This is a genomic window from Mesorhizobium sp. M8A.F.Ca.ET.165.01.1.1 (assembly GCF_004792065.1).
Classification (GTDB): Bacteria; Pseudomonadota; Alphaproteobacteria; order Rhizobiales; family Rhizobiaceae; genus Mesorhizobium.
On record NZ_SRTH01000002.1, the window covers coordinates 61,281 to 81,026 of the forward strand.

Here is a 19,746-nt window from a genome sequence, read left to right on the forward strand (position 1 = left end):
GTGCGAGTGTGGGCTTCGTGGCCCGGAAAAGTCGTGCTTTGGGTAACGCGCGAGCGTCGCAATTGCGAGCGGAAATGAGCCGCGCGGAATTCAAAAGTCATGATCATCATGCCTGCCGGCAGACGCGTGGCTGCCTGACCTCAGCGCTGTTGCAAGGCCAGGCGGACACCGAGCGCGCAATAGATGCCGCCGACAACCTTGCCCTGCCATTTCAGCACTGTCGGATTTCGGCGCAGGAAACTGCCGAGCCGCCCCGCGCTCACCGCGAACACAACCGTGCTGAATAGACCCAGCACGACGAAGATGATCCCCAATACGGCCAACTGAACCATCGCCGATCCGTTTTCGGGCCGCACGAACTGAGGCAGGAAAGCGAGGAAGAAAAGCGCGGTCTTGGGGTTGAGCACCTCGGCCAGGACAGCCTGTCGAAACGCCTTGCCGGCGGAGATTGCAAGCGCGCCGGCGGTCGGATCGGTCGGCGCTTTCTCGATGATGGCGCGAATGCCGAGGTAAACGAGGTAGGCCGCGCCGATATACTTCACGAGGCTGAACAGCGTCGCCGATGTGGCGATGATCGCCGAGATGCCGATCATCGCCATGACGGTATGAAACACATCGCCGGCCGCGATCCCGGCGCCGGTGGCGATCCCGACCCTCGTTCCCGAACTCGTCGCGCGGGCGATCGTCAACAATGTGGCCGGACCCGGAATGAAGACGAAGCCGAACACAACTGCGATATAGGCTATCAATGTGGACAGATCGATCACCGCGGCGTTCCTCCGTAAGCTATGCCTTGTCCGTCACCTTCAGCGTGAAGGCATAGATATAGGCGATCTCCTCCAGGCGCGAAAACCGGCCGGAGGCACCGGCATGGCCGGAATCCATGTTGATTTTGAACAGCACCGGATTATCGCCGCTCTTGCGGTCACGCAGCCGCGCCACCCACTTGGCCGGCTCCCAATAGGTGACGCGCGGATCGGTAAGACCGGCGAGCGCCAGGATCGGCGGGTAGCCGAGCGCGGCGACATTGTCGTAGGGCGAATAGGCGGCGATCGTCCGGTAGTCGTCGGCCGATGCAATCGGATTGCCCCATTCCGGCCATTCCGGCGGGGTCAGCGGCAGCGTCGCGTCGAGCATGGTGGTAAGCACGTCGACGAACGGAACCTCGGCCACGATGCCGCCGAAGCAATCCGGCGCCATGTTGGCGATGGCGCCCATCAGCATGCCGCCGGCCGAGCCGCCCTGCGCGACGATGCGGTCATGCGCGGTATAGCGCTCGGCAACGAGGTGACGGGCGCAGGCGATGAAATCGGTGAAGGTGTTCATCTTCTGTGCCCGCTTGCCGTCATCGTACCAGCCATAACCCTTGTCCTTGCCGCCGCGGACATGGGCAATGGCAAAGACTAGGCCGCGGTCGACGAGTGAGAACCAGTTGGTATTGAAGGCGGCCGGCACGGCAATGCCATAGGAGCCATAACCGTAGAGCAGGCAGGGCGCGGAGCCGTCCAGCGGCGTGTCGCGGTGGTGCAGAAGCGAGATCGGCACCAGTTCGCCATCGGCCGCGGGCGCCATCAGCCGCCTCGTGACGTATTGATGCGGGTCGTGGCCGGACGGCACTTCCTGGGTCTTGAGCAGCACACGCTCACGGGTGCGCATGTTATAGTCGAACATCTGCGACGGCGTCGTCATCGACGAGTAGGAAAAGCGCATCATCTCGGTGTCGTATTCCAGGGACCCCGAAAGGCCGAGCGAGAAGGCTTCCTCATCGAAGAAGATCAGATGCTCTTCGCCGCTGGCGCGGTCACGCACGACGATACGCGGCAGGCCTTCCTTGCGCTCGAGCCGGACCATGTGGTCCTTGAAGCCGATCACCGACAGGATCAGCCGGCCTGGTTCATGCGGCACCAGTTCCTGCCAGTTGGCGCGGACAGGATCGCTCGCCGGCGCGGTCATGACCTTGAAGTCCTTGGCACCGTCCGCATTGGTCAGGATGAAGAATATGTCGCCGCCTTCCTCCAGCTCATACTGAAGGCCGGTCTCGCGCGCCGACACCAGCTTCGGCTCGGCAAACGGATCGCTGGCGCTCAACAGGCGATATTCCGAAGTCTCGTGATCGTTGATGCCGATCATGATCCATTGATTGTTGCGGGTCCCGTCGACGTTCATGAAGAAGCCGGGGTTGGTTTCCTCATAGATCAGGCGGTCGTTTTCAGGATTTTGGCCCAGGGCGTGGAACAGCACTTTCGACGGCCTGTGGTTTGGATCGAGACGCGTATAGAAGAACCCGTCATTGCCCGCGTCCCAGACGCCCGAACCACCGGTGGCGGGAATCTGGTCCGCCAATTCCGTGCCATCGGCAAGGTCGCGCACACGCAGCGTGTAGAATTCGGACCCCTTGTCGTCGAAGGCCCACAGGAGCTTGCGATGATCGGCCGAATGATCGACGCCGCCAAGCCGGAAATAGGCCTTGCCCTCGGCCTCGGCGTCGCCGTCGAGCAGGATCTGCTCGGGTCCGCCGTCGCGCGGCATGCGGAAATAGCGCGGCTGCTCGCCGCCAAGCTTGAAGGAAGACCCATAGGCGTAAGGCCCGTCCTGCATGGGAACGGAAGAATCGTCTTCCTTGATGCGGCCTTTCATTTCCTTGAAAAGCTGTTTTTGCAGATCCGACGTGTCGGCCATCAGCGCCGACTGGTAGGCATTCTCGGCTTCGAGTTCGGCGCGGATCCCAGGATCGAGCAAGGAAGGGTCCCTGAACATCTCCTGCCAGTTATCCGCCCGCAGCCAGGCATAGTCATCGGTTCGCGTGATGCCGTGATGCGTATCCGAGACCGGCCTTTTTTCGGGCGCAGGCGGGTTGACGGTCGGAAATCGGGAAGTCCTGGTCATTGCGTCTCGCTCTGGAAATATCTTGAACGATGTATGAACGCGCAGATCAGCGCGGGTTCAAGAGCTGTTGCGTAGAGGTGGTGTCGGGCCCTGAGATGGTCGGGAGGAGAGAAGATGACTATTCGGTCTCGTATTGCCGCGGTCTTCGCCGTCTCTTCGTTGACTCTGATCTTTGCCGGCCAGTCTCATGCGACCGTATTCGCAGCTTGGCAAGTGGCCAATGTGTCGTTCGGCGATACGCTCAATGTGCGCAAATATCCGTCGGGCATCTCCCAGAAGCAGGCCGCATACCCGAACGGGACCGTCCTGCAGATGACCGGACGATGCACTGGCGGCATGGATCTGCTCGATATTGCCGGCCAGGCGGCATGGAAACAGCAGCAGACGGTTCGCTATCGCTGGTGCGAAGTCTGGCATGACCCCGCCAAGAACGGCGTCTTCGTCACCGGCTGGGCCTATGGCGGATACATCGTGCCGTTTTGATCCGGGAGTGGCCTGCTTGACCGGGGAATGGTTTGGCAACCTGTGGTTTTGTGGACAGGTGTGAACAACCAAGCTTGCCGGTGTGCTCGTCAAGCAAACCGGAGCATTGAAGCTTGTTTTGTGAGTTATCGCGAATGTAACGATTAGCTGACCCAACGTCAGCCTTTGTCCGTTTGGCGACCGAAATATCGAAAAATTACATGGTGCACGAAAGATTGAAGCTGATCCCGGAATAGTTGATCAACATTCCTAAATATAATGCAAAGAGCGAATTGACTTACTTGACGTGTGGTCGCATTGATGTCCCCGTGACACGAATCGCGGATGCTCTATCTGCAAAAAATTCGTGCAATGCCCTGCTTGTAAAAAAGGGCGCAGACCGACGTAACTCTTGTTGGGGCCTGAAGACCATGGATATTGTCGAAACACCTTCCAGAAACAATGATGCGCTGATCGAGCTCACCGCCGATGTGGTGGCTGCCTATGTCAGCAACAATCCCGTGCCGGTCGGCGAACTGCCGAACCTGATATCCGATGTCCACGCCGCTCTTGGGCGTGTGGGCGGTACCGTCGAACAGCCGCCTGCGGACAAGCAGAAGCCGGCTGTCAACCCGAAGCGCTCGGTTCACGACGACTACATTGTCTGTCTTGAAGACGGCAAGAAGTTCAAGTCGCTCAAGCGTCACCTGATGACCCACTACGATCTGACGCCCGATCAGTATCGCGAAAAGTGGAACCTGGACCCAAGCTATCCGATGGTTGCCCCGAACTACGCGGCGGCCCGCTCGCAGCTTGCCAAGAAGATGGGCCTCGGCCGCAAGCGCAAGGCGCGGTAGCCGATACTGCCGGATTGGACCTGAAATCGGACGGCGCCTTCGGGCGCCGTTTGATTTTGAGGGCCAGAGCAATTCCAGGAAAGGTGTGAAGAAGCCTGTCAGGCAGTCTGCGCGAGCGCCATCTCGGCGTCGCGCTTGATGCGCTTGACCATCGAGCGAAGGCCGTTGGCGCGCTGGGGGGACAGGTGCTCGTCGAGGCCGAGTGCCTTCAGCGTTGCTTCAGCGTCGGTTTTCTGGATTTCGCTGGCTGTCTTTCCGGAAAACAGCGCCAACATGATCGCGACCAGTCCGCGCACGATATGGGCGTCCGAATCGCCCGTGAAGGTGATGACGGGATCGGCACCCGAACCCCGTTCGGTGGTCAGCCAGACCTGGCTGACGCAACCCGGCACCTTGTTGGCGGCGTTGCGCTCCGCATCGGGGAAGGGAGGCAGCGCTTCGCCGAGCTCGATGACGTAACGATAGCGGTCCTCCCATTCCTCGAGGAACGAGAAGTCGTCGCGGATCGTCTGGATCGTGGTCGTCATGACCCGGATATAGTCACGCGGCGGCGCCGCGTCACGGAAAAAACAAGGACACCGCGGGCGTCGAGAGGGCAAACGATCCGCGGTGCGCCGTCGAGACGGCTTAATTCTTTATCGGCAGGTTGACCGTCTGGGGCAGGACGATTTCGTCCGGCACGCTGCCCGTCATTGTCGAGGTGTCGGGGCCGGCGGACTTGTCGTCCAGCATGGCGGCCGCGATCTTGGCGGTCTCCTTGGCGCGTGCGGTGATGGTGTGCATCGCCGACTTGCCGGTTTCGCAGACATCGGGCTTGCGTTCGCAGATTCCGGCGATGTCGCCGACGGCGTCGCGCGCCGCGAACAGGGCCTGGATCGGCCCGACGCTTTCCTGGCCCGTTTCATCGGACCCGACGCCCAGCGGCAGCGCCAGCAGCACAAGTGAAAACCAGAAAGCCATTCTTATCAGGAAGAACATGCCTTGCCTCTCGTCGTGACCGGATCATGCATCATATGGCATGACCTCTTTTATGGGCAGGATATTGGCACACAGGGACGAAAGACGGCTTGCACGATCGCCGAGAATTTTCCTCAAATTTTAGGCAAATTCGAAACGAAGCGTTTTTGCTGTCGATTTGTTTCATATCGGGACGATTCTCGTTACCATCCGATAACCATCTATCTATTTGTTTATATGACATTTTTCGAAAATCAAGGCGATCCCGTTCCTGCCGCTCGGCCGGTGATGGCGGGTGTTCGCGAATAACCCTCCGTTTACTATGGCTGCATTTGCCCGGGTTTTCGGCGGCCGTCATCCCGATATTTCCCGCAGGGCCGGCCTTGGTCGGCCCTGCCTTATCCATTCCTTAAACGCTGGATGCGAGTTTCAAAGCCAATCAAGACAATCTGCAAAAGCAGAGCTGTTCCCGACGAGTGCGAGTGCGTTGAGTTGATGCCGATCGAGGCCAGATACGCTGAATTGCCTGGCGCAATGGCGGCCGGTTGTGAACGCATGGTTCATCCCAGCGTTCTCGGGCGCAGCGACCGCGAGCGCCAGCGCCGTTTCATAGGCGTGATGCTGGCCGCGCCGTTCTTTGCAGCGGGTGCCGCGGTCACGCTGGTTACATCGGGCATGGGGGCCGCCGTGACCATGGCCGCCATTTTCGCCGCCTTCGGTCTGTGCTGGTTCGTCGCCCTGCTGGTGGCCGCGACCGGCAAGATGGCCGCCGCGGGACCGATCGCGCTGGCGATGGCGGCGATTGCCCTTGGCGGTCTCATCGGTGCCGCAGGCGGATTGAGTTCACCTGTCGCCATGCTTGCCCTGGCGCTGCCATTCGAAGCCTGGTGGATCGGCGCGTCGCGGCGTGCGGCATTGTGGGGGGGCGCCTCGGCCGCCATCGCCATCGCCTTTCAGTCTCTGTCGGCCGCCTTCCTTCCCTTCGCGGACGCGCACATCGCCGCCTGGCACTGGCTGATGCCATTGGCCTGGGCGCTGACCCTTATCCCGCGCATATCGGCTTTTCGCGGTACCGCCGGCGCGGCCGATACGGTCGATGCAGGGGACCGATTGGAAGACATCATCGACGCGGTGGTCTTGCGGATCGCCCGCCACGGCGAAGTCGTGGATGCGTCCGCCAAGGCGCGTACGCTTCTGAAATTGCCGCCTGAGCTGTTGTCCGGAACGGGCCTCTTCGACCGCGTCCACCTGTCTGACCGTGTCGCCTATCTCAGCGCCCTGGCCGACATGCGTGACGGCGCACTGTCGCGCCGCCTCGAATTGCGCATCAGGCTGCCCCAGAGCGGCAACGGCACCCAGAACGGAAATGGTTTTGTCGCCGACAACTATCAGCCATTCGCGCTGGAACTGGTGCGCGGCGAGGAACAAAGCGACGTCTTCACGCTTGTGCTGCGCGAGAATGACGAGACAGCGCGGCTGCGCGAAGAACTGGCGCAAGCCAATGAGACGGCGGCGGCCGCCGAAGTGGCCAAGGGCAGGTTCCTGGCAGTGGTGAGCCATGAACTGCGCACGCCGTTGAACGCCATCATCGGCTTCTCCGATATGCTGCTGCACGAGATGTTCGGCGCCTTCAAGGACCCGCGCCAGAAGGAGTATGTCGGCCTCGTGCGGGATTCGGGCCAGCATTTGCTGGCAGTCGTGACATCCATACTCGACGTATCGAGGATCGAATCGGGCGTCTACGCCACCGAACCGGAGCCGTTCCGGTTCGTGGAAGCCGTGGACATGTGCCAGTCTATGATGCGGCTGCAGGCACAGGCCAAGAATATCGACCTGCGGACGCAGATCGCCCCTGACGCAGGCGATATCAACGCCGATCGCCGCGCCGTACAGCAGATGCTCATCAACCTCGTTTCCAACGCGATCAAGTTCACGCCCGACGGCGGCGACGTCGTCGTCGGCGCCAAGCGGATCGGCTCACGTCTGCATTTCTGGGTCAGGGACACCGGCATCGGCATCGCCGAGGAGGATTTCGCCAATCTCGGCAAGCCCTTCATGCAGATCCAGAACGATTATACCCGCCGTTTCGAGGGGACGGGTCTTGGCCTTTCCCTGGTGAAGGGGCTGGTCGCCTTGCATGAAGGGACCATGTCGATCGAAAGCATGCCGGGCGAGGGCACCACGGTGACCATCAGCCTGCCGGTCAGCGGGCCGAAGGGACGCCCCGCCAACCAAACCGGAGTGCTGACGATGCCGGTGACGAGGGCGAAAGGGGACGGAAATGGCTCGCTCCGCAAAACAGCCTAAGGCGGTCAAACGCCGCAGCAACGCCTTTCAGGACGGCGCCATCGCCGTCGGCGGCATGATTTCGCGCAATCCCGTCCTGGTGGGAGGATCGACCGCATTCCTGGTGACGCTGTTCTACGTCTCGGCGAATGCACTGTGGTATCAGCCTTTCCCGCACGCCGGGGCATTTTTCGCCACACGCAATTTCCAGGGCTTCCCGCACGCAGCCGACGAGCCGGAGACGACGATCAACATCGTGCGGCCCAACGCTGCGCCCGCCCCGATCAAGGGCGATCCGGTGGTCGAGCAGGTGCAGGGCATATTGAAGGATCTCGATTTCTATTCTGGCACCGTCGACGGCATTTCCGGCCCCAACACGCGCAAGGCCATACAGGCCTATCAGCAGAAGGTCGGGCTGAACGCCTCGGGCGAGATCGACGCGCTGCTGCTGGACCAGTTGGGGGCAACGCCGAAGACCGCCGCCGTGCCCAAGCCGCAGCCTCGTCCCGCCATGCCGTCGGACGCCGTTCCCGTGTCGTTGCAGACGAATTCTGGGCAGACGAATTCTGGGCAGACGAATTCCGGGCAGGCGAGTTCCGCCTCGGCCTCCACCGAAGGACCCGATCCCCGCATCGTCAAGATCCAGGCCGGGCTCAAGGCCTTCGGCAATGACGACATGCAACTGGATGGCGTCGTCGGTGCGCGCACCAAGGCGGCGATCAAGGAATTCCAGTCGCTGTTCGGACTACCGCAGACCGGCGAGCCCGACGAGATCGTCTACGTCAAGATGCGCGAGATCGGCCTGACCAACTGACGGCCGAAACGACGGCTCGCCCTGCATGGGAAATTTCGATAGAGAGCCCGCATGTCGTCGGGAGTCTTCCATGCGTGTAACCGCTGATCTGTGGGTGTCGGCCCTGTTGCGCCGGGTTTTTGGCGCCGGCGGATTTGCCGCTGTGGTCAATCGCGGTGCGACCGAGGCCGGGGCTGTGTTCATCCTGGCGCGGGGCAGGATGGGTGAAACGGCTCTCTACGGGCCGGCACCGCAGACAAGCTACGATTCGGCCAAGCCCGAGGACCGTTTTTTCAGCCTTCTCGCCACCGGCGATGATGCCGCCGTGCTGGATGCGAGACTTGAGCGCGAGAAAAAATTCGATCCCGACATCTGGGTGGTCGAGATCGAGGCCGGGAGCGTTCCCGTCGAGGAGCTTATTTCCGTGAAGACGCCCTGAGGCCGGGGGCTTCGTCGCCGTTGGAGGCCTTGCGGCTGTCGCCGTTCGTCGGCGAAACGTTGCGAGCCGCCTTCGACAGGGTTTCGGCTTTCCATCCCCGCACCGTCTCCAGGGCCGCATCGCGATGCAGCAGGCGGTAACGGTCGAGATAGGTCCGGATGGCCTGCGGATGCGGGAACAGGCTGGGATAGACGGCAACCGTGACCAGGAATGCCCGGTCCTCGCTGAAGTCGAGCGAACGCAGCGCCGCAAGCAGTGGCGCATAGTTCTGGTTGGCGATCAGCGATCGCGCGATCGAGAAATCAATGTCGAGGGCGTCCGCTAGCGCGGTCTGGAAGAAGGCGGCGTTTCCCGTCAGTGCCGTCTCGCGCAGTTTGACATAGGTATCCGCACCTGGGAACGCATCGACCTTCGCGGCCAAGGCTTCGTCGCCGGTGTGCATCATGGAGCGCAGCCTGCGCCGCGCGTTCTCGGCGGCAACGCCGGGCGTCTGCTGGGTTTCCGCACGGTCCGCCGTCGCTTGCGTCTTTACGGCAAGGCCTTGCGCCGGGGCTGCTTCCGGATCCCGCACCCGCACCAAGGTCGGTCTTTCAAGCGCCCTGATCAGATCGGCGATGGTCGGGTTCAGCTCCTTGCGGCGCGCGATGGCGCGCGCATGCGGCAGCCCGTGCCGGCCGATCAGCGCGATCAGGTCGATGTCGCTGACGGCACGTGAGCGGATCAGCAGCGGCGCGGCAATGTCGACCGGTTCCTCGCACAGTCGCCGCACAAGTGCCGCGGGAGCATATTCACATTCGGACAGGGCGGCTGCCACGTAGCGCCGCGATTCGACGGACACATCGTCGAACAGCGGCAGCGTCAGGTCTTCGAGCTGGCCGATCTCGCGGCGCGACGGGCGGGTAAGCGAGCAGAACGCCGACACCGCGGCGCGGAACAGCCTTTCGGCCTTGCCCGATTCGGTCCGTATCGCGATTTGCCTGAAGTCCGAAGATGACACGAAGGATACCCGATAACAGATACACAGCCTTGATCACGCTCAACCGGGGCTATGTCGGTTTCGCGATTGCCCCGGCCGGAACGTCCAGACCTCAAGACAAAGATCAAGTTAGCGGTGATCCGTTAGCGGTCCGTTAACCCTCTGCCGGCCTTAATGATATTTGGAGGCGTTGCGTTGTGCTCCGGGGAAACCGAGAGGAATGCGCGAACCATGGGCATGGTACTGTCTTTCGTGCCGCGTGCGGCACCGACCAATCGAGCCAAGCAAACCACCGAGATACCGGCGGCCGTGATCATATTTCCCGGCATCCGTTATGAGCGGCCCAGCACCGGCGAAGCGCGGCCCGCAGGCCCGGACAAGCCGGGATCGCCACGGACGCCAGTGCCGCATCACTAAGCCTTAAGGCTGTGGCCTGGTCCGCCAGCCCTTCAGCTCTGGACCTCTGGTCGGCGGCCTAGAAATCCTGCAGCTCGCAGGAACTTTGATCGAGAAAGCGCGACACGATCGGCTTCCAGCTCTCGTCGGGCACGAAGCTGCGGATGACGAAGATGCCTTCGTCGATGGGCGCCTCGACAAAAATCGCTCCCTGCAGGTCTTCGGGCAGGTCCTTGCGCACGTCGATCATCTGCGCCGGCGTCAGCACGACTGCATCCAGCTTGCCGCCCGTCGCCGTATGGTCGTTGAAGGAATAGACATTGTGACCGCTGCGGTCATAGACCGACACCGACCAGAAGGGGACGTTTCCTGGTGCCTTGATCCGCACCATTCCCTCCTCGAGGTCGAAGCGGCAGGCCGTGGCATAAAACAGCGGGTCGACCGACTTCACCACCGGCGCACCGCCCGCTTCGGCGTCGAGCCGATTCATCCTGTAGAGATCCGACGCCAGGGAGAGACGCGACCAGGCGTCACGTTCCGAAAATTCCGGCACCAGAAGCAGGACGATAATGTGGACGATGCCGGCGCCGACGAGGCCGAGCAGGATGGCATGCAGAAGCCTGCGCAATGCGGCACGCAAACTACGCATCGCAGCCTGCCTTGACGATCCTGGGCAGCGAAACGTCCGACAGGCCGGTGCTGCTGGCGATTGGCGTGTCATAGAAGGTCAGGACGAAGTACATCCTTCCCGAACCGTCGGTCAGAAGCCAGTTGCCCGGCATCGGGTGATGGCCGACGGAAATGATCACCGAATTGTCCGGTTGGCGCAGCACCTCGTAGGACTGAAGTGCCGCAAGCCGCGATTTGCCGGTCTCGACGACGCCGAGCGATTGATCGGCGGCATAAAGCGTCCAGAACCGGGCCGTTGGAAATCCACCCTCGATCCTGTAGGTGCATTCCCGCTTGAGCTGGTCGCCGGCGGCATCATTTTCCGCCACGAAGGACAGGCCTTCGGCGCGGCCGAGCGCCAGCACGCCCTCGCGCGCCACGCGCGCCTTGGAATAGGGATCCGCGGCCGGTGTGCCGATGTCGGGGAAGGCGGTCCACTGGCCGATCCTGATCGCGCCGACGCCGTCCTGGATCTTCAGCGCATACCAGACGCTGGCACCGCCCCCGCCAACGGCTATGGCAAGCGAGATCAGCATCAGGAAAGCATTCTTGAGCATTAAGGGCCGGGTGCGCGAGGATTGCCGTTCGGGGATATCGCGGCGCAGGGCCCTGTGGCAAGCCGGCGTGATGGTTTTGCCTGTCGGTCTTGTCTCACCGGGCGGATGTCACAGGGCCGAAAGCGTCTCGGGTGGAGTGGGGGCCTCGAGTTTGGGCGCCATCTGGAACAGTTGGCTCATGTCCCGCAGCGTCTGCGTGGTTCGGCTGGACAGCACCGGCGGCCGCTCGGCGGCGGCGTCGGCCGCTGCCTGCTCCTCGCTCTTCTTCTGCGCCTCGGCGGCCTTGGCCGCGACCTCCTCGTCGACGAAGGGTTTGTCGATACCGGGGATCGGCTTCAGGTCGATGTTCTGATGCGCATAGACCATCAGCCGCTGCCACACCATAGCCGGCAGCGAGCCGCCGGTCATGTTCTTGGTCGGGGTGAAATCGTCATTGCCCAGCCACACGGCCGCCGTGTAGTTGCCGGTGAAACCCACGAACCAGGCATCGCGGTAGGATTGTGTCGTGCCGGTCTTGCCGGCGACGACGATGTTGGGAATTTGTGCCCGCCGCGCCGTGCCCATCACTGGCACGGCCGCCAGCATGGTGTTCATGGATTTCAGCGCCTGCTCGGAGAGCACGCGATGCGGTGGCGGCGCGTCCTTGGTCCAGTCATAGACCACGTCGCCGGTGCGGGTGACGAGCTGGGTGATGCCGTGCCTGGAGCCGACGAAGCCGTTCTGGGCAAAGACGCTGTAGCCAGTCGCCTGGTCCATCACGGTCATGCCCGAGGTGCCGAGCACCATCGTCTTGTGCCCTTCGAGCGGCGACTCCACGCCAAACGATTCCGCCAATGCCTTGATCGGCGCGATTCCGAGATGGTCCTTGGCCAGTCGCACCGGCACGGTGTTGATCGACTTGGCCATCGCCATGATCAGCGTGATGTTGCCCGCCGACTCGCCGCTGTAATTGTGCGGTGACCAGTTGCCCCAGCTGATCGGCCCGCCCGAAATGATCGAGTTCGGCGTGAAGCCGTGTTCCATCGCCGTGGCGTAGACATAGGGCTTGAACGACGAGCCGGTCTGCCGCAGTGCCTTGGTGGCACGGTTGAACTGGCTGGCGCCGTAATCGCGGCCGCCGACGATCGCCCGCACCGCGCCATTGGTCTCGATGACCACCACCGCGCCTTCGGTGACGTTGTACTCCTTGCCGAACTGGCGCAGGTGGAACTCGACGGACTCTTCCGCCGCCTTCTGGATGTTGGCGTCGAAGGTGGTATGGGCGACCAGCGAGTGCTGGCCGGGCTTGGCGATCTTCTTCACCTCGTCGAAGGCCCAGTCGAGATAGTAGTCGGGACTCTTCTGTTCGCCGCGGTCGACGACGTCGGCCGGATGCAGCCTGGCCTGCAGCACCTGGCCTTCGGTCATGAAGCCGGAATCGACGAGGTTGGACAGCACCACATTGGCGCGCGCGCGCGCCGCCGGCAGGTTGATGTGCGGCGCGTATTTGGTCGGGGCCTTGAACAGGCCGGCGAGCATCGCCGCTTCGGCAAGGTTCAGGTCCTTGACGCTCTTGCCGAAATAGAAATCCGCCGCCGCCTCGATGCCGAACGTGCCGCCGCCCATATAGGCGCGGTCGAGATAGAGCTGCAGGATTTCCTTCTTCGACAGATTGGCCTCCAGCCACAGCGACAGGAAGGCTTCCTTGATCTTGCGCTCGAACGTGCGCTCATTGGTCAGGAACAGGTTCTTGGCCAGCTGCTGGGTGATGCTGGAGCCGCCCTGGACGACCGAGTTTGCCCGCACATTCTCGAAGATCGCCCTGGAAAGGCCGAGCACGTCGATGCCGTAATGGTCGAAAAAGCGTCGATCCTCGGTGGCGAGCACCGCCTTGATGACGTGGTCGGGCATCTCGTCGACCGGTACTGAATCGCGCTGGATGATGCCGCGCTGGCCGATCTCGTTGCCGTAGCGGTCCAGGAAGGTGACCGCGAAGTCGCCTTGGGCACGCCAGTCCCCCGTGGTGTCCTGGAAAGCGGGTATCGCCAGCGCCAACATCACCACCATGCCGCCGGCGCCGAGTGTAAAACCTTCGCTCAACAGTTCGATGAAGCCACGGCGCCAGCCCTTGAGACGGAAGCGCCGCGAGAAGATCGTCGCGGCCTCCCAGAACTCGCGCGCCTTGAACCCGATCTCATAGAGCGAGGAATCGAGCCACGCGTCCAGCGCCAGAAGGCGGGAGGCGATCGGACCTCTTCTCTTGCGCGGTTCAGGGTTGACCATTCTAAAACCCGGCTCGGCTCTGGCGCGACCTGAAAACCGCAAGCGGGCAATTTCAGGGCGGTGCCCTGTTCCGACTATTCATCCATTTTGCCGACACTCACAAGGGCGGCGAGGACACAGCTGCAAGGTTTGTCGATGGAAGAGCCGGCTAGCCGGCGGCCCGGCTCCTCGCCAGCCAGCTTCCCGATTTGGCGAGCGAGGGGGAATTTGCCTCTTCAGGGCTATCAGGCCGCCTCGCGCTTCAGTGCCTGCGCCATGCAATGGATGCCGCCGCCGGTCTTGGAGATTTCGCTCATGTCGACGGCCGCGACCTCGAAGCCGCGCGCCTTGAGCTGGCCGATCAGCGTCTGGCTGGAGGTCGGCGCGATCACCCGGTCCTTGCCGAGCGACATGAAGTTGCAGCCGAGCGCCATCGTGTCCTGGAAGGGCACGTCGATGATCTCGTGACCCTTGCCCTTCAGCCAGTCGACGATGCCGGCTTCGGTGCAGGCGAGGCAGACGGCGGTGAGCTTTTCGGCGATCGGCACAACCATCAGGTCGATGTGGACGTAATATTCATCGATGAAGGCGATGCGCGTCTCCCAACCTTCCTTCTCGAACCAGGCCTGCACCTGGCGGGCGCCTTCCTCCTGCGTGCGGGCGCCGCCGCAGCCGATCAGCACCACGCCGTCCTCGATGACGTTGAAGTCGCCGCCCTCGAAAGTGCCAGCCGTCACCATGTCGTAGATCGGGATGCCGAGCTTTTCATAGGTGCGGATGGCGGCATAGTTCTCGCCGCGCCGCCACCAATTGGCCATGGCGGTGATAATAGCGCCATAAGGCGTCATGACGCTGGAATCACGGGAATAGACCTGCATCGGCAGCTCCGGCGTCGGCTCGTGCCAATGGATATTGACGCCGAAATGCTCGTAGGCCGCGACCAGATCCTTGTGCTGGGCCTGCGCGATCTGGACATTGCAGGGCGCCTCGCGCAGATGTTTTCGCGAGAGCGAGCTGGTCGAGAGGTGACGCAGGAAGTTCGGCGATCCGAGCAGCACGTCGGTCAAGACGTCGGTCTCGTTGGCGAAGCCCCATGATGTCAGTGGCTTGGTGCCGCCGACCGGGTTGCGGCGTTGCAGCGAAAACGGTTCGGCGACGATGCGGTCATGAACGGTCATGCGGTTCTCCTCGTGGATTGTTCTCAAGAATTGGTCGGTCGCGCATTGTTTGGTATCCACCAGTCGCGCCCGCGCGGCGTGGTGACATATTCCGGCCAGCGGAAGTTGATCGGCGGCTCGTAGTCGCAGAGCGGCGCGATCCAGTTGGAGCCGCCGATGCCGCCGCCGGTGCGGGTGGTGAACTCATTCATCGCCTCGTCGCGGGCGGTCTTGTCCTCGAGCAGGTGCAGCGCCGCCAGCGCGACCGTTTTGGCCGCGCAGATGACCATCGGATCGATCGTCGCGGGAATGCCGCCCAGAGCATTCATCACCCATGCCGGAAAAGCGTGGCCGTTTGCCGAGCGCAGCGCTGGGCGGGCGACATAGAAGCGCGCGGTCGGCGCGTGCCAGCTCATGTCGGTGTAGTCGTCGGAGGTCGAATTCACCTGGGAAGGCGGCAGGTCGCGGCGCAAGATCGCCTCGGCTTCTTGTGGCGAAATCAGCCGCTCCAGTTCGTCGATAAAGGGGTTTTCGGTCGCGGTGCCGCCGGCATTGACCTGGATTTCCCGCGCGACTGTTCTGGCGGCCTCGTCCCAGCGTGGCGGCCCGACGGTCGACAGGGCTTCGTAGGTAATCCCGGCCATGGCGTGGTTGGCCAGCCCCGGCCGCGACTTCGACACCCAGTGCCGCTCGTAGCGGCAGCCGCTGATCGCGGCCGCGGCCGCGGCGTTGCGGTCGAGCACCGCCGTCACCTGCTCGGCCATGCCGATGGTCGGCACACGGATCATGTACTGGATCTCGGCCAGGCCCGCCGGCAGATTGTCGGCCGTGGCCTGGCCAGCCGTCAGGATCGCCTCGCTGATCGACCAGCCGCCCTGGTGCGGCAGCATGGAATCGCGCAACGCCTTGGAGGCCATGTACATGGTCATCAGCGCATCGTTCGCGCCCGGTGCCCTGACCGCCGAATGCGCCTGCGGGATCGGCGCGCCGTCGCCTGCGCGAATCCAGTTTTCGGGTTCGTCGCAGACGAAACGATAGATCATCGCATAGGCCGCGCCGCAATGCGTATCCCAGCGAGCGGTGTTGCAGAGCGGCAGCATGTAAAATGGATGGAAGGAAATCATGCCGGCAAGGCCGTCATAATAGCCTTTTGCCGCATGGATCGGCTTCGAACCGCGCACCTTTTCGGCCGGCTCGCCGGTAAAGCGCAGCGTGCCTTGAATGTCGTGGCGCTGCATCGCGGCCTTGGTCGCGAGCAGCCCGCCGAGGCTTGCTATGCCGAGCCCCGAATGCGGGTCGGTATGGCCGCCGGCCTCGGCGCCAAGGCCAGGTCGCGGCTGCCTCACCGTCACGGCGTCCTGGCAATTGCCGGGCACGGCATCATATTCGGCATACATGCCGATTGTCGGTCCGGCGCCGTTTGTCCAGTGGGCGCAGAAGGCGGTCGGCATGCCGCCCGAGCCTTCCTCGACAGAAAATCCCTCGCGTTTGAGCCGATCGACATACCAGGCGGCCGATTGGTACTCGCGCCATGCGGTCTCGCCGAAATCGAAGATGGTGCGTGTCCAGGCCGACAGCAGGGGCTGGATGCCGTCGAGGCAGGCAAGCGCGGTCTCTTGCGCCGATGTCGTCACCGGTTTGTCCATGCTCTAGAAGAAAGCAGTGAAGCGGCTCGCCAAAAAGTGATATGTTTTCCCGGTTCGTGCAAATTCGGTTCACCTCTTGAGAATTCCTTCGACACAGGCGCTACGCGCCCTCGACAGTTTCGCCAGGCATGGCAGCGTCTGGCGTGCCGCCGACGAACTGCACCTTACCCGCAGCGCCGTCTCGCACCAACTGCGGTTGCTCGAGCGTGACCTTGGCTTCGATCTCCTGCAACGCATCGGCAAGGGCGTGGCGCTGACGCCGCGCGGCCAGCGCTATGCGGCCGATGTCAGGAAGGCGCTAACCGTGCTCGGCGACGCGGGAGCGCAAAACAGCGGTGCGGGCGTCGGCGGTTCGTTTGCCATTTCCTGCCCTCCGGGCTTCGCCTCGATGTTCCTTTGCTCCCATATCGGCGAGTTCCAGCAAATGTATCGGGACGTGGCACTCTCGATCTTGACGCCTCGTCGCCTCGATGACGTCAGCAATGCGGAGGCCGACGCTTTCATCGCCTTTGGCGTTGGCAACTGGCCGAACCGCGCGGTGGAACTGCTCTGCGAGGTCTCGTTCACGCCGCTCTGCAGCCCGACGCTGCTCAACAAGGTCGGTGGGTTTTCCAAGCCCGCCGACGTGCTGCGCGCCAATTTGCTCCATCTCGGCGACACCGAGGACTGGGCCCGCTGGCTGGCACTGTCGAAGGTGGAAAATCCCGACACCGAGGGCGGCATCTTCTTTTCCGACATGAACCTCGTCTTTTCGGCGGCAGTCGCCGGGCAGGGGATTGCCATGGGCGACGAACTGACAGGCCGCCGGGCGCTGAGCGAAGGCCGCCTGGTCAAGCCGTTCGAGGCGTCGGTCCCCTCGCCACGCTCATATTTCCTGGTCTTCGAGCATGCCAAGGCGGGACATCCGGTACTCAATGCCTTCAGCGATTGGTTGAGGGCAAAGCTATCGGAGAACAGGCTCTAGGCGAATTAAGACTAGCAGATCCCCCACGAGGGGGAGATTGGCGGTTCCAGCCACGCCATCTTCCATCCACCCGTGAATCAAATTTGCCGATCAGGCGAAAACTATTCGGTTGCGGTGAGCTTCGGCCCTGCCTACGATTTGGCTCAACGGTAAGGATAGAGGCAGGATGCAGCAACCCGGCCGGGCCGCAGAGATCAAGGCAATCGGGATCGGCAAGAGCTTCGGCTCGTTCCGTGCACTGGACAATCTGACGCTTGACATTGGGCGCGGCGAGTTCCTGACCCTGCTTGGCCCCTCCGGCTCCGGCAAGACCACCTTCCTGATGATCCTGGCCGGCTTCGTGCAGCCGAGCGAGGGCAGGCTTTTCAGCGACGGCGCCGACATCACCGACCGCCCGGCCGAGCAGCGTGCCGCCGGCATGGTGTTCCAGGGTTATGCGCTGTTTCCGCATATGAGCGTCGAAGCCAACATCGCTTTCCCGCTCAAGGTCCGCAAGAAATCGGCCGCCGAGATCAGGAAGCGCGTCGGCGAGATGATCGAGCGCGTCGGTCTGGTCGGCCACGAGAAGAAACTGCCGTCGCAGCTGTCCGGCGGCCAGCAGCAGCGCGTCGCCCTTGCCCGCGCGCTGGTGTTCGAGCCGGGCGTGCTCCTGCTCGACGAGCCGTTTTCGGCGTTGGACAAGAGCCTGCGCGGCCAGATGCAGGCCGAGATGAAGCGCCTGCATCAGGAGACCGGCACCACCTTCGTCTTCGTCACCCACGACCAGAGCGAGGCGCTGGCGCTGTCGTCGCGCGTCGCCATTTTCAACCACGGCAAACTGCTGCAGGTCGGGGCGCCGGACGAGGTCTACGACCGGCCGGACAATCGCTTCGTCGCCGAGTTCCTCGGCGAGATCAACATGCTGCCGCTGAAGGGGGTCAAGCCCGCCGACCACGGTTCGACCGGCCTTTGCGAGGACCGCGCGGTCAGCATGCACTGCAAGGCCGAGAAAGTCCGCGGTGACGCCATCCTGGCGATCCGGCCCGAACACATGTCGATCGCGCCCGAGGCGGCAGCTGGAGAGAACGGCATCGCCGCGACCGCGATCGCCTCGACCTATCTGGGGGCGGCGACCAAGCTCGACCTCACCACGCGCCATGGTGCCAAGGTAACCGTCTCGGTGCCCAACGAGGTCGCGGCGGCTGCTCTCAGCAAGGGCAATTCCGTCTGGCTGACATGGCCGGCGGAAAAGGGCTTCCTCCTTCCGGATGGAGGACAATGAGCGCCGGTGCGGCCTGATCCGCCGCACCGGTTTCCGGATTGAAATCAACGAAAACAAAGGGGAACTGACATGAACGACACCAAGAAACAGGCCATCGAAACGCTGTCCGAGAGGACGAGACGCGGCGAGATCTCGCGCCGCCAGTTCACGCAACTCGCGGCACTCGTGCTTGCAGGCTCGCCGATGCTGCTGCGCTCGACCGGAGCCTTCGCGGCGGCGAAGGAACTGGTGCTGGTGAATTGGGGCGGCGACGCGATCACGGCTTACGACGCCGCCTATGGCCAGGCTTTCACCAAGGACACCGGCATCACCGTCAAGATGGACGGCTCGGGCCCGACCGAAGGCGCGATCGCCGCGCAGTCCAAGAGCGGCGCCCCGACCTGGGACCTCGTCGACGTCGATCCGTTCTCGGCCATCACGCTCGGCGCGCAAGGCATGCTCGAGCCGATCGACTACAATATTGTCGACAAGAAGAAGATGCGTCCGGGTTTCGGCTGGGACTATGCCGCCTCGACCTATTTCTTCTCCTATGTCATCGCCTACGATTCCGAGAAATACGGCAAGGATGCGCCGACCGGCATGGCCGATTTCTTCGATGTGAAGAAATTCCCCGGCAAGCGCTCCCTCTACAAATGGGGCGTGTCGAGCTGGGAAGCTGCCCTTTTGGCCGACGGTATCGCGCCGGCGTCGCTCTACCCGCTCGACTTGAAGCGTGCGCATGACAAGATATCAGCCTTCAAGGAAAACGTCGTCGCCTATTGGGGCGGCGGCGCCGAGAGCCAGAGCGTGCTGCTCAATGGCGAAGCGTCGATGGCGATCGTGTGGTCGACACGGGCCTCGCTGATCGAGCAGGATTCCGGCGGCAAGATCAAGTTCATCTGGGACCAGGGTCTGATCTCGCCCGGTGCGCTGGCCGTGCTCAAGAACAACCCAGGCGGCAAGGATGCGGCGATGAAGTTTATCGCCAGCGCCCAGGATCCGGAAAAGCAGCTCGTCATGTTCGACAAGCTCGGCCAGGGTCCGGCCAATCCGGCGGCCGACGCGCTGATTCCCGCCGACAAGAAGCGCATCAACCCCGTCGATCCGGAGAACATGAAGAAGCAGATCCCGCTCGACATGGACTGGTACGCCAAGAACTACGGCGCGGCCCTCGACGAATACACCAAGATCATCTCCGCCTGATCACTGGCGTTGCTGAG

General features: G+C 62.8%; 18 protein-coding genes. 8 read left to right on the forward strand and 10 right to left on the reverse strand.

Annotated elements, in window-relative coordinates; genetic code table 11:
* Nucleotides 1-140: 140 nt before the first annotated feature.
* Together EN808_RS04820 and EN808_RS04825 are read right to left on the reverse strand one after the other, a co-directional pair.
* Nucleotides 141-767: a LysE family translocator gene (locus tag EN808_RS04820; RefSeq protein WP_135915287.1), complete on the reverse strand. Its 627-nt coding sequence runs from the start codon at nt 765-767 to the stop codon at nt 141-143.
* 19 nt (nt 768-786) lie between these two features.
* On the reverse strand, nt 787-2,886 hold the full coding sequence (locus tag EN808_RS04825) for a S9 family peptidase (RefSeq protein WP_135915288.1): 2,100 nt from the start codon (nt 2,884-2,886) through the stop codon (nt 787-789).
* Nucleotides 2,887-3,000: 114 nt separating this feature from the next.
* Between EN808_RS04825 and EN808_RS04830 the strand changes: the two genes are divergently transcribed.
* Together EN808_RS04830 and EN808_RS04835 are read left to right on the forward strand one after the other, a co-directional pair.
* Nucleotides 3,001-3,369 carry an SH3 domain-containing protein gene (locus tag EN808_RS04830; protein WP_135915289.1) on the forward strand — a complete coding sequence of 123 codons (369 nt, stop codon included), beginning with the start codon at nt 3,001-3,003 and terminating at the stop codon, nt 3,367-3,369.
* Nucleotides 3,370-3,779: 410 nt separating this feature from the next.
* Nucleotides 3,780-4,205 (forward strand): MucR family transcriptional regulator, encoded by a 426-nt coding sequence (locus EN808_RS04835; protein WP_027143963.1) that lies wholly within the window; start codon nt 3,780-3,782, stop codon nt 4,203-4,205.
* Between the two features lie 98 nt (nt 4,206-4,303).
* Here EN808_RS04835 and EN808_RS04840 read toward each other — a convergent pair whose 3' ends face one another.
* Both EN808_RS04840 and EN808_RS04845 read right to left on the reverse strand, forming a co-directional pair.
* A complete protein-coding gene (locus tag EN808_RS04840; protein ID WP_127277819.1) occupies nt 4,304-4,732 on the reverse strand; it encodes a SufE family protein in 429 nt (142 codons plus the stop codon).
* A gap of 100 nt (nt 4,733-4,832) precedes the next feature.
* Nucleotides 4,833-5,183 (reverse strand): DUF5330 domain-containing protein, encoded by a 351-nt coding sequence (locus tag EN808_RS04845; RefSeq protein ID WP_127277820.1) that lies wholly within the window; start codon nt 5,181-5,183, stop codon nt 4,833-4,835.
* Between the two features lie 534 nt (nt 5,184-5,717).
* On the opposite strand from EN808_RS04845, the gene EN808_RS04850 reads away from it, so the two are divergent.
* From EN808_RS04850 to EN808_RS04860, 3 genes are all read left to right on the forward strand, one after another.
* Complete coding sequence (locus EN808_RS04850) at nt 5,718-7,469, forward strand: HAMP domain-containing sensor histidine kinase (protein WP_135915290.1); 1,752 nt, start codon at nt 5,718-5,720, stop codon at nt 7,467-7,469.
* Nucleotides 7,444-8,262 (forward strand): peptidoglycan-binding protein, encoded by an 819-nt coding sequence (locus EN808_RS04855; RefSeq protein WP_135915291.1) that lies wholly within the window; start codon nt 7,444-7,446, stop codon nt 8,260-8,262. Before EN808_RS04850 ends, EN808_RS04855 begins: the two co-directional genes overlap by 26 nt.
* A gap of 70 nt (nt 8,263-8,332) precedes the next feature.
* Complete coding sequence (locus EN808_RS04860; protein ID WP_127871331.1) at nt 8,333-8,680, forward strand: DUF1491 family protein; 348 nt, start codon at nt 8,333-8,335, stop codon at nt 8,678-8,680.
* Here EN808_RS04860 and EN808_RS04865 read toward each other — a convergent pair.
* The 6 genes from EN808_RS04865 to EN808_RS04895 all read right to left on the reverse strand — a co-directional run bounded on the left by EN808_RS04865 (nt 8,658) and on the right by EN808_RS04895 (nt 16,322).
* Entirely contained in the window at nt 8,658-9,677 is a 1,020-nt protein-coding gene (locus EN808_RS04865; protein WP_189524059.1) for a hypothetical protein, read from the reverse strand. The genes EN808_RS04860 and EN808_RS04865 overlap by 23 nt on opposite strands.
* Nucleotides 9,678-10,131: 454 nt before the next feature.
* Complete coding sequence (locus EN808_RS04875; RefSeq protein WP_127277827.1) at nt 10,132-10,701, reverse strand: DUF1254 domain-containing protein; 570 nt, start codon at nt 10,699-10,701, stop codon at nt 10,132-10,134.
* Nucleotides 10,694-11,278: a DUF1214 domain-containing protein gene (locus EN808_RS04880; protein ID WP_127871333.1), complete on the reverse strand. Its 585-nt coding sequence runs from the start codon at nt 11,276-11,278 to the stop codon at nt 10,694-10,696. The genes EN808_RS04875 and EN808_RS04880 overlap by 8 nt, the downstream gene beginning before the upstream one ends.
* A 108-nt stretch (nt 11,279-11,386) precedes the next feature.
* Entirely contained in the window at nt 11,387-13,540 is a 2,154-nt protein-coding gene (locus EN808_RS04885; protein WP_135915294.1) for a penicillin-binding protein 1A, read from the reverse strand.
* A gap of 224 nt (nt 13,541-13,764) precedes the next feature.
* Nucleotides 13,765-14,697 (reverse strand): dimethylarginine dimethylaminohydrolase family protein, encoded by a 933-nt coding sequence (locus EN808_RS04890; protein WP_135915295.1) that lies wholly within the window; start codon nt 14,695-14,697, stop codon nt 13,765-13,767.
* Nucleotides 14,698-14,720: 23 nt separating this feature from the next.
* The gene (locus tag EN808_RS04895) at nt 14,721-16,322 is read right to left on the reverse strand and encodes an amidohydrolase (protein ID WP_189524060.1); all 1,602 of its coding nucleotides are present in this window, start codon (nt 16,320-16,322) and stop codon (nt 14,721-14,723) included.
* A gap of 76 nt (nt 16,323-16,398) precedes the next feature.
* On the opposite strand from EN808_RS04895, the gene EN808_RS04900 reads away from it, so the two are divergent.
* The 3 genes from EN808_RS04900 (at nt 16,399) to EN808_RS04910 (ending at nt 19,729) form a co-directional block, all read left to right on the forward strand.
* Complete coding sequence (locus tag EN808_RS04900; protein WP_127280983.1) at nt 16,399-17,286, forward strand: LysR substrate-binding domain-containing protein; 888 nt, start codon at nt 16,399-16,401, stop codon at nt 17,284-17,286.
* A gap of 166 nt (nt 17,287-17,452) precedes the next feature.
* Nucleotides 17,453-18,547, forward strand: coding sequence for an ABC transporter ATP-binding protein (locus tag EN808_RS04905; RefSeq protein WP_135863684.1), 1,095 nt, complete (start codon nt 17,453-17,455; stop codon nt 18,545-18,547).
* Nucleotides 18,548-18,616: 69 nt separating this feature from the next.
* Complete coding sequence (locus EN808_RS04910) at nt 18,617-19,729, forward strand: ABC transporter substrate-binding protein (RefSeq protein WP_127280994.1); 1,113 nt, start codon at nt 18,617-18,619, stop codon at nt 19,727-19,729.
* The last annotated feature ends 17 nt before the right edge of the window (nt 19,730-19,746 follow it).

What these genes read in the sequence shown, in the direction of transcription:
- EN808_RS04835 (WP_027143963.1), top strand. Translation starts at nt 3,780, where the DNA reads ATGGATATTGTCGAAACACCTTCCAGAAACAATGATGCGCTGATCGAG.
- EN808_RS04885 (WP_135915294.1), bottom strand. Translation starts at nt 13,540, where the DNA reads ATGGTCAACCCTGAACCGCGCAAGAGAAGAGGTCCGATCGCCTCCCGC.
- EN808_RS04860 (WP_127871331.1), top strand. Translation starts at nt 8,333, where the DNA reads ATGCGTGTAACCGCTGATCTGTGGGTGTCGGCCCTGTTGCGCCGGGTT.
- EN808_RS04880 (WP_127871333.1), bottom strand. Translation starts at nt 11,278, where the DNA reads ATGCTCAAGAATGCTTTCCTGATGCTGATCTCGCTTGCCATAGCCGTT.
- EN808_RS04840 (WP_127277819.1), bottom strand. Translation starts at nt 4,732, where the DNA reads ATGACGACCACGATCCAGACGATCCGCGACGACTTCTCGTTCCTCGAG.
- EN808_RS04825 (WP_135915288.1), bottom strand. Translation starts at nt 2,886, where the DNA reads ATGACCAGGACTTCCCGATTTCCGACCGTCAACCCGCCTGCGCCCGAA.
- EN808_RS04875 (WP_127277827.1), bottom strand. Translation starts at nt 10,701, where the DNA reads ATGCGTAGTTTGCGTGCCGCATTGCGCAGGCTTCTGCATGCCATCCTG.
- EN808_RS04830 (WP_135915289.1), top strand. Translation starts at nt 3,001, where the DNA reads ATGACTATTCGGTCTCGTATTGCCGCGGTCTTCGCCGTCTCTTCGTTG.
- EN808_RS04905 (WP_135863684.1), top strand. Translation starts at nt 17,453, where the DNA reads ATGCAGCAACCCGGCCGGGCCGCAGAGATCAAGGCAATCGGGATCGGC.
- EN808_RS04910 (WP_127280994.1), top strand. Translation starts at nt 18,617, where the DNA reads ATGAACGACACCAAGAAACAGGCCATCGAAACGCTGTCCGAGAGGACG.
- EN808_RS04845 (WP_127277820.1), bottom strand. Translation starts at nt 5,183, where the DNA reads ATGTTCTTCCTGATAAGAATGGCTTTCTGGTTTTCACTTGTGCTGCTG.
- EN808_RS04850 (WP_135915290.1), top strand. Translation starts at nt 5,718, where the DNA reads ATGGTTCATCCCAGCGTTCTCGGGCGCAGCGACCGCGAGCGCCAGCGC.
- EN808_RS04895 (WP_189524060.1), bottom strand. Translation starts at nt 16,322, where the DNA reads ATGGACAAACCGGTGACGACATCGGCGCAAGAGACCGCGCTTGCCTGC.
- EN808_RS04855 (WP_135915291.1), top strand. Translation starts at nt 7,444, where the DNA reads ATGGCTCGCTCCGCAAAACAGCCTAAGGCGGTCAAACGCCGCAGCAAC.
- EN808_RS04890 (WP_135915295.1), bottom strand. Translation starts at nt 14,697, where the DNA reads ATGACCGTTCATGACCGCATCGTCGCCGAACCGTTTTCGCTGCAACGC.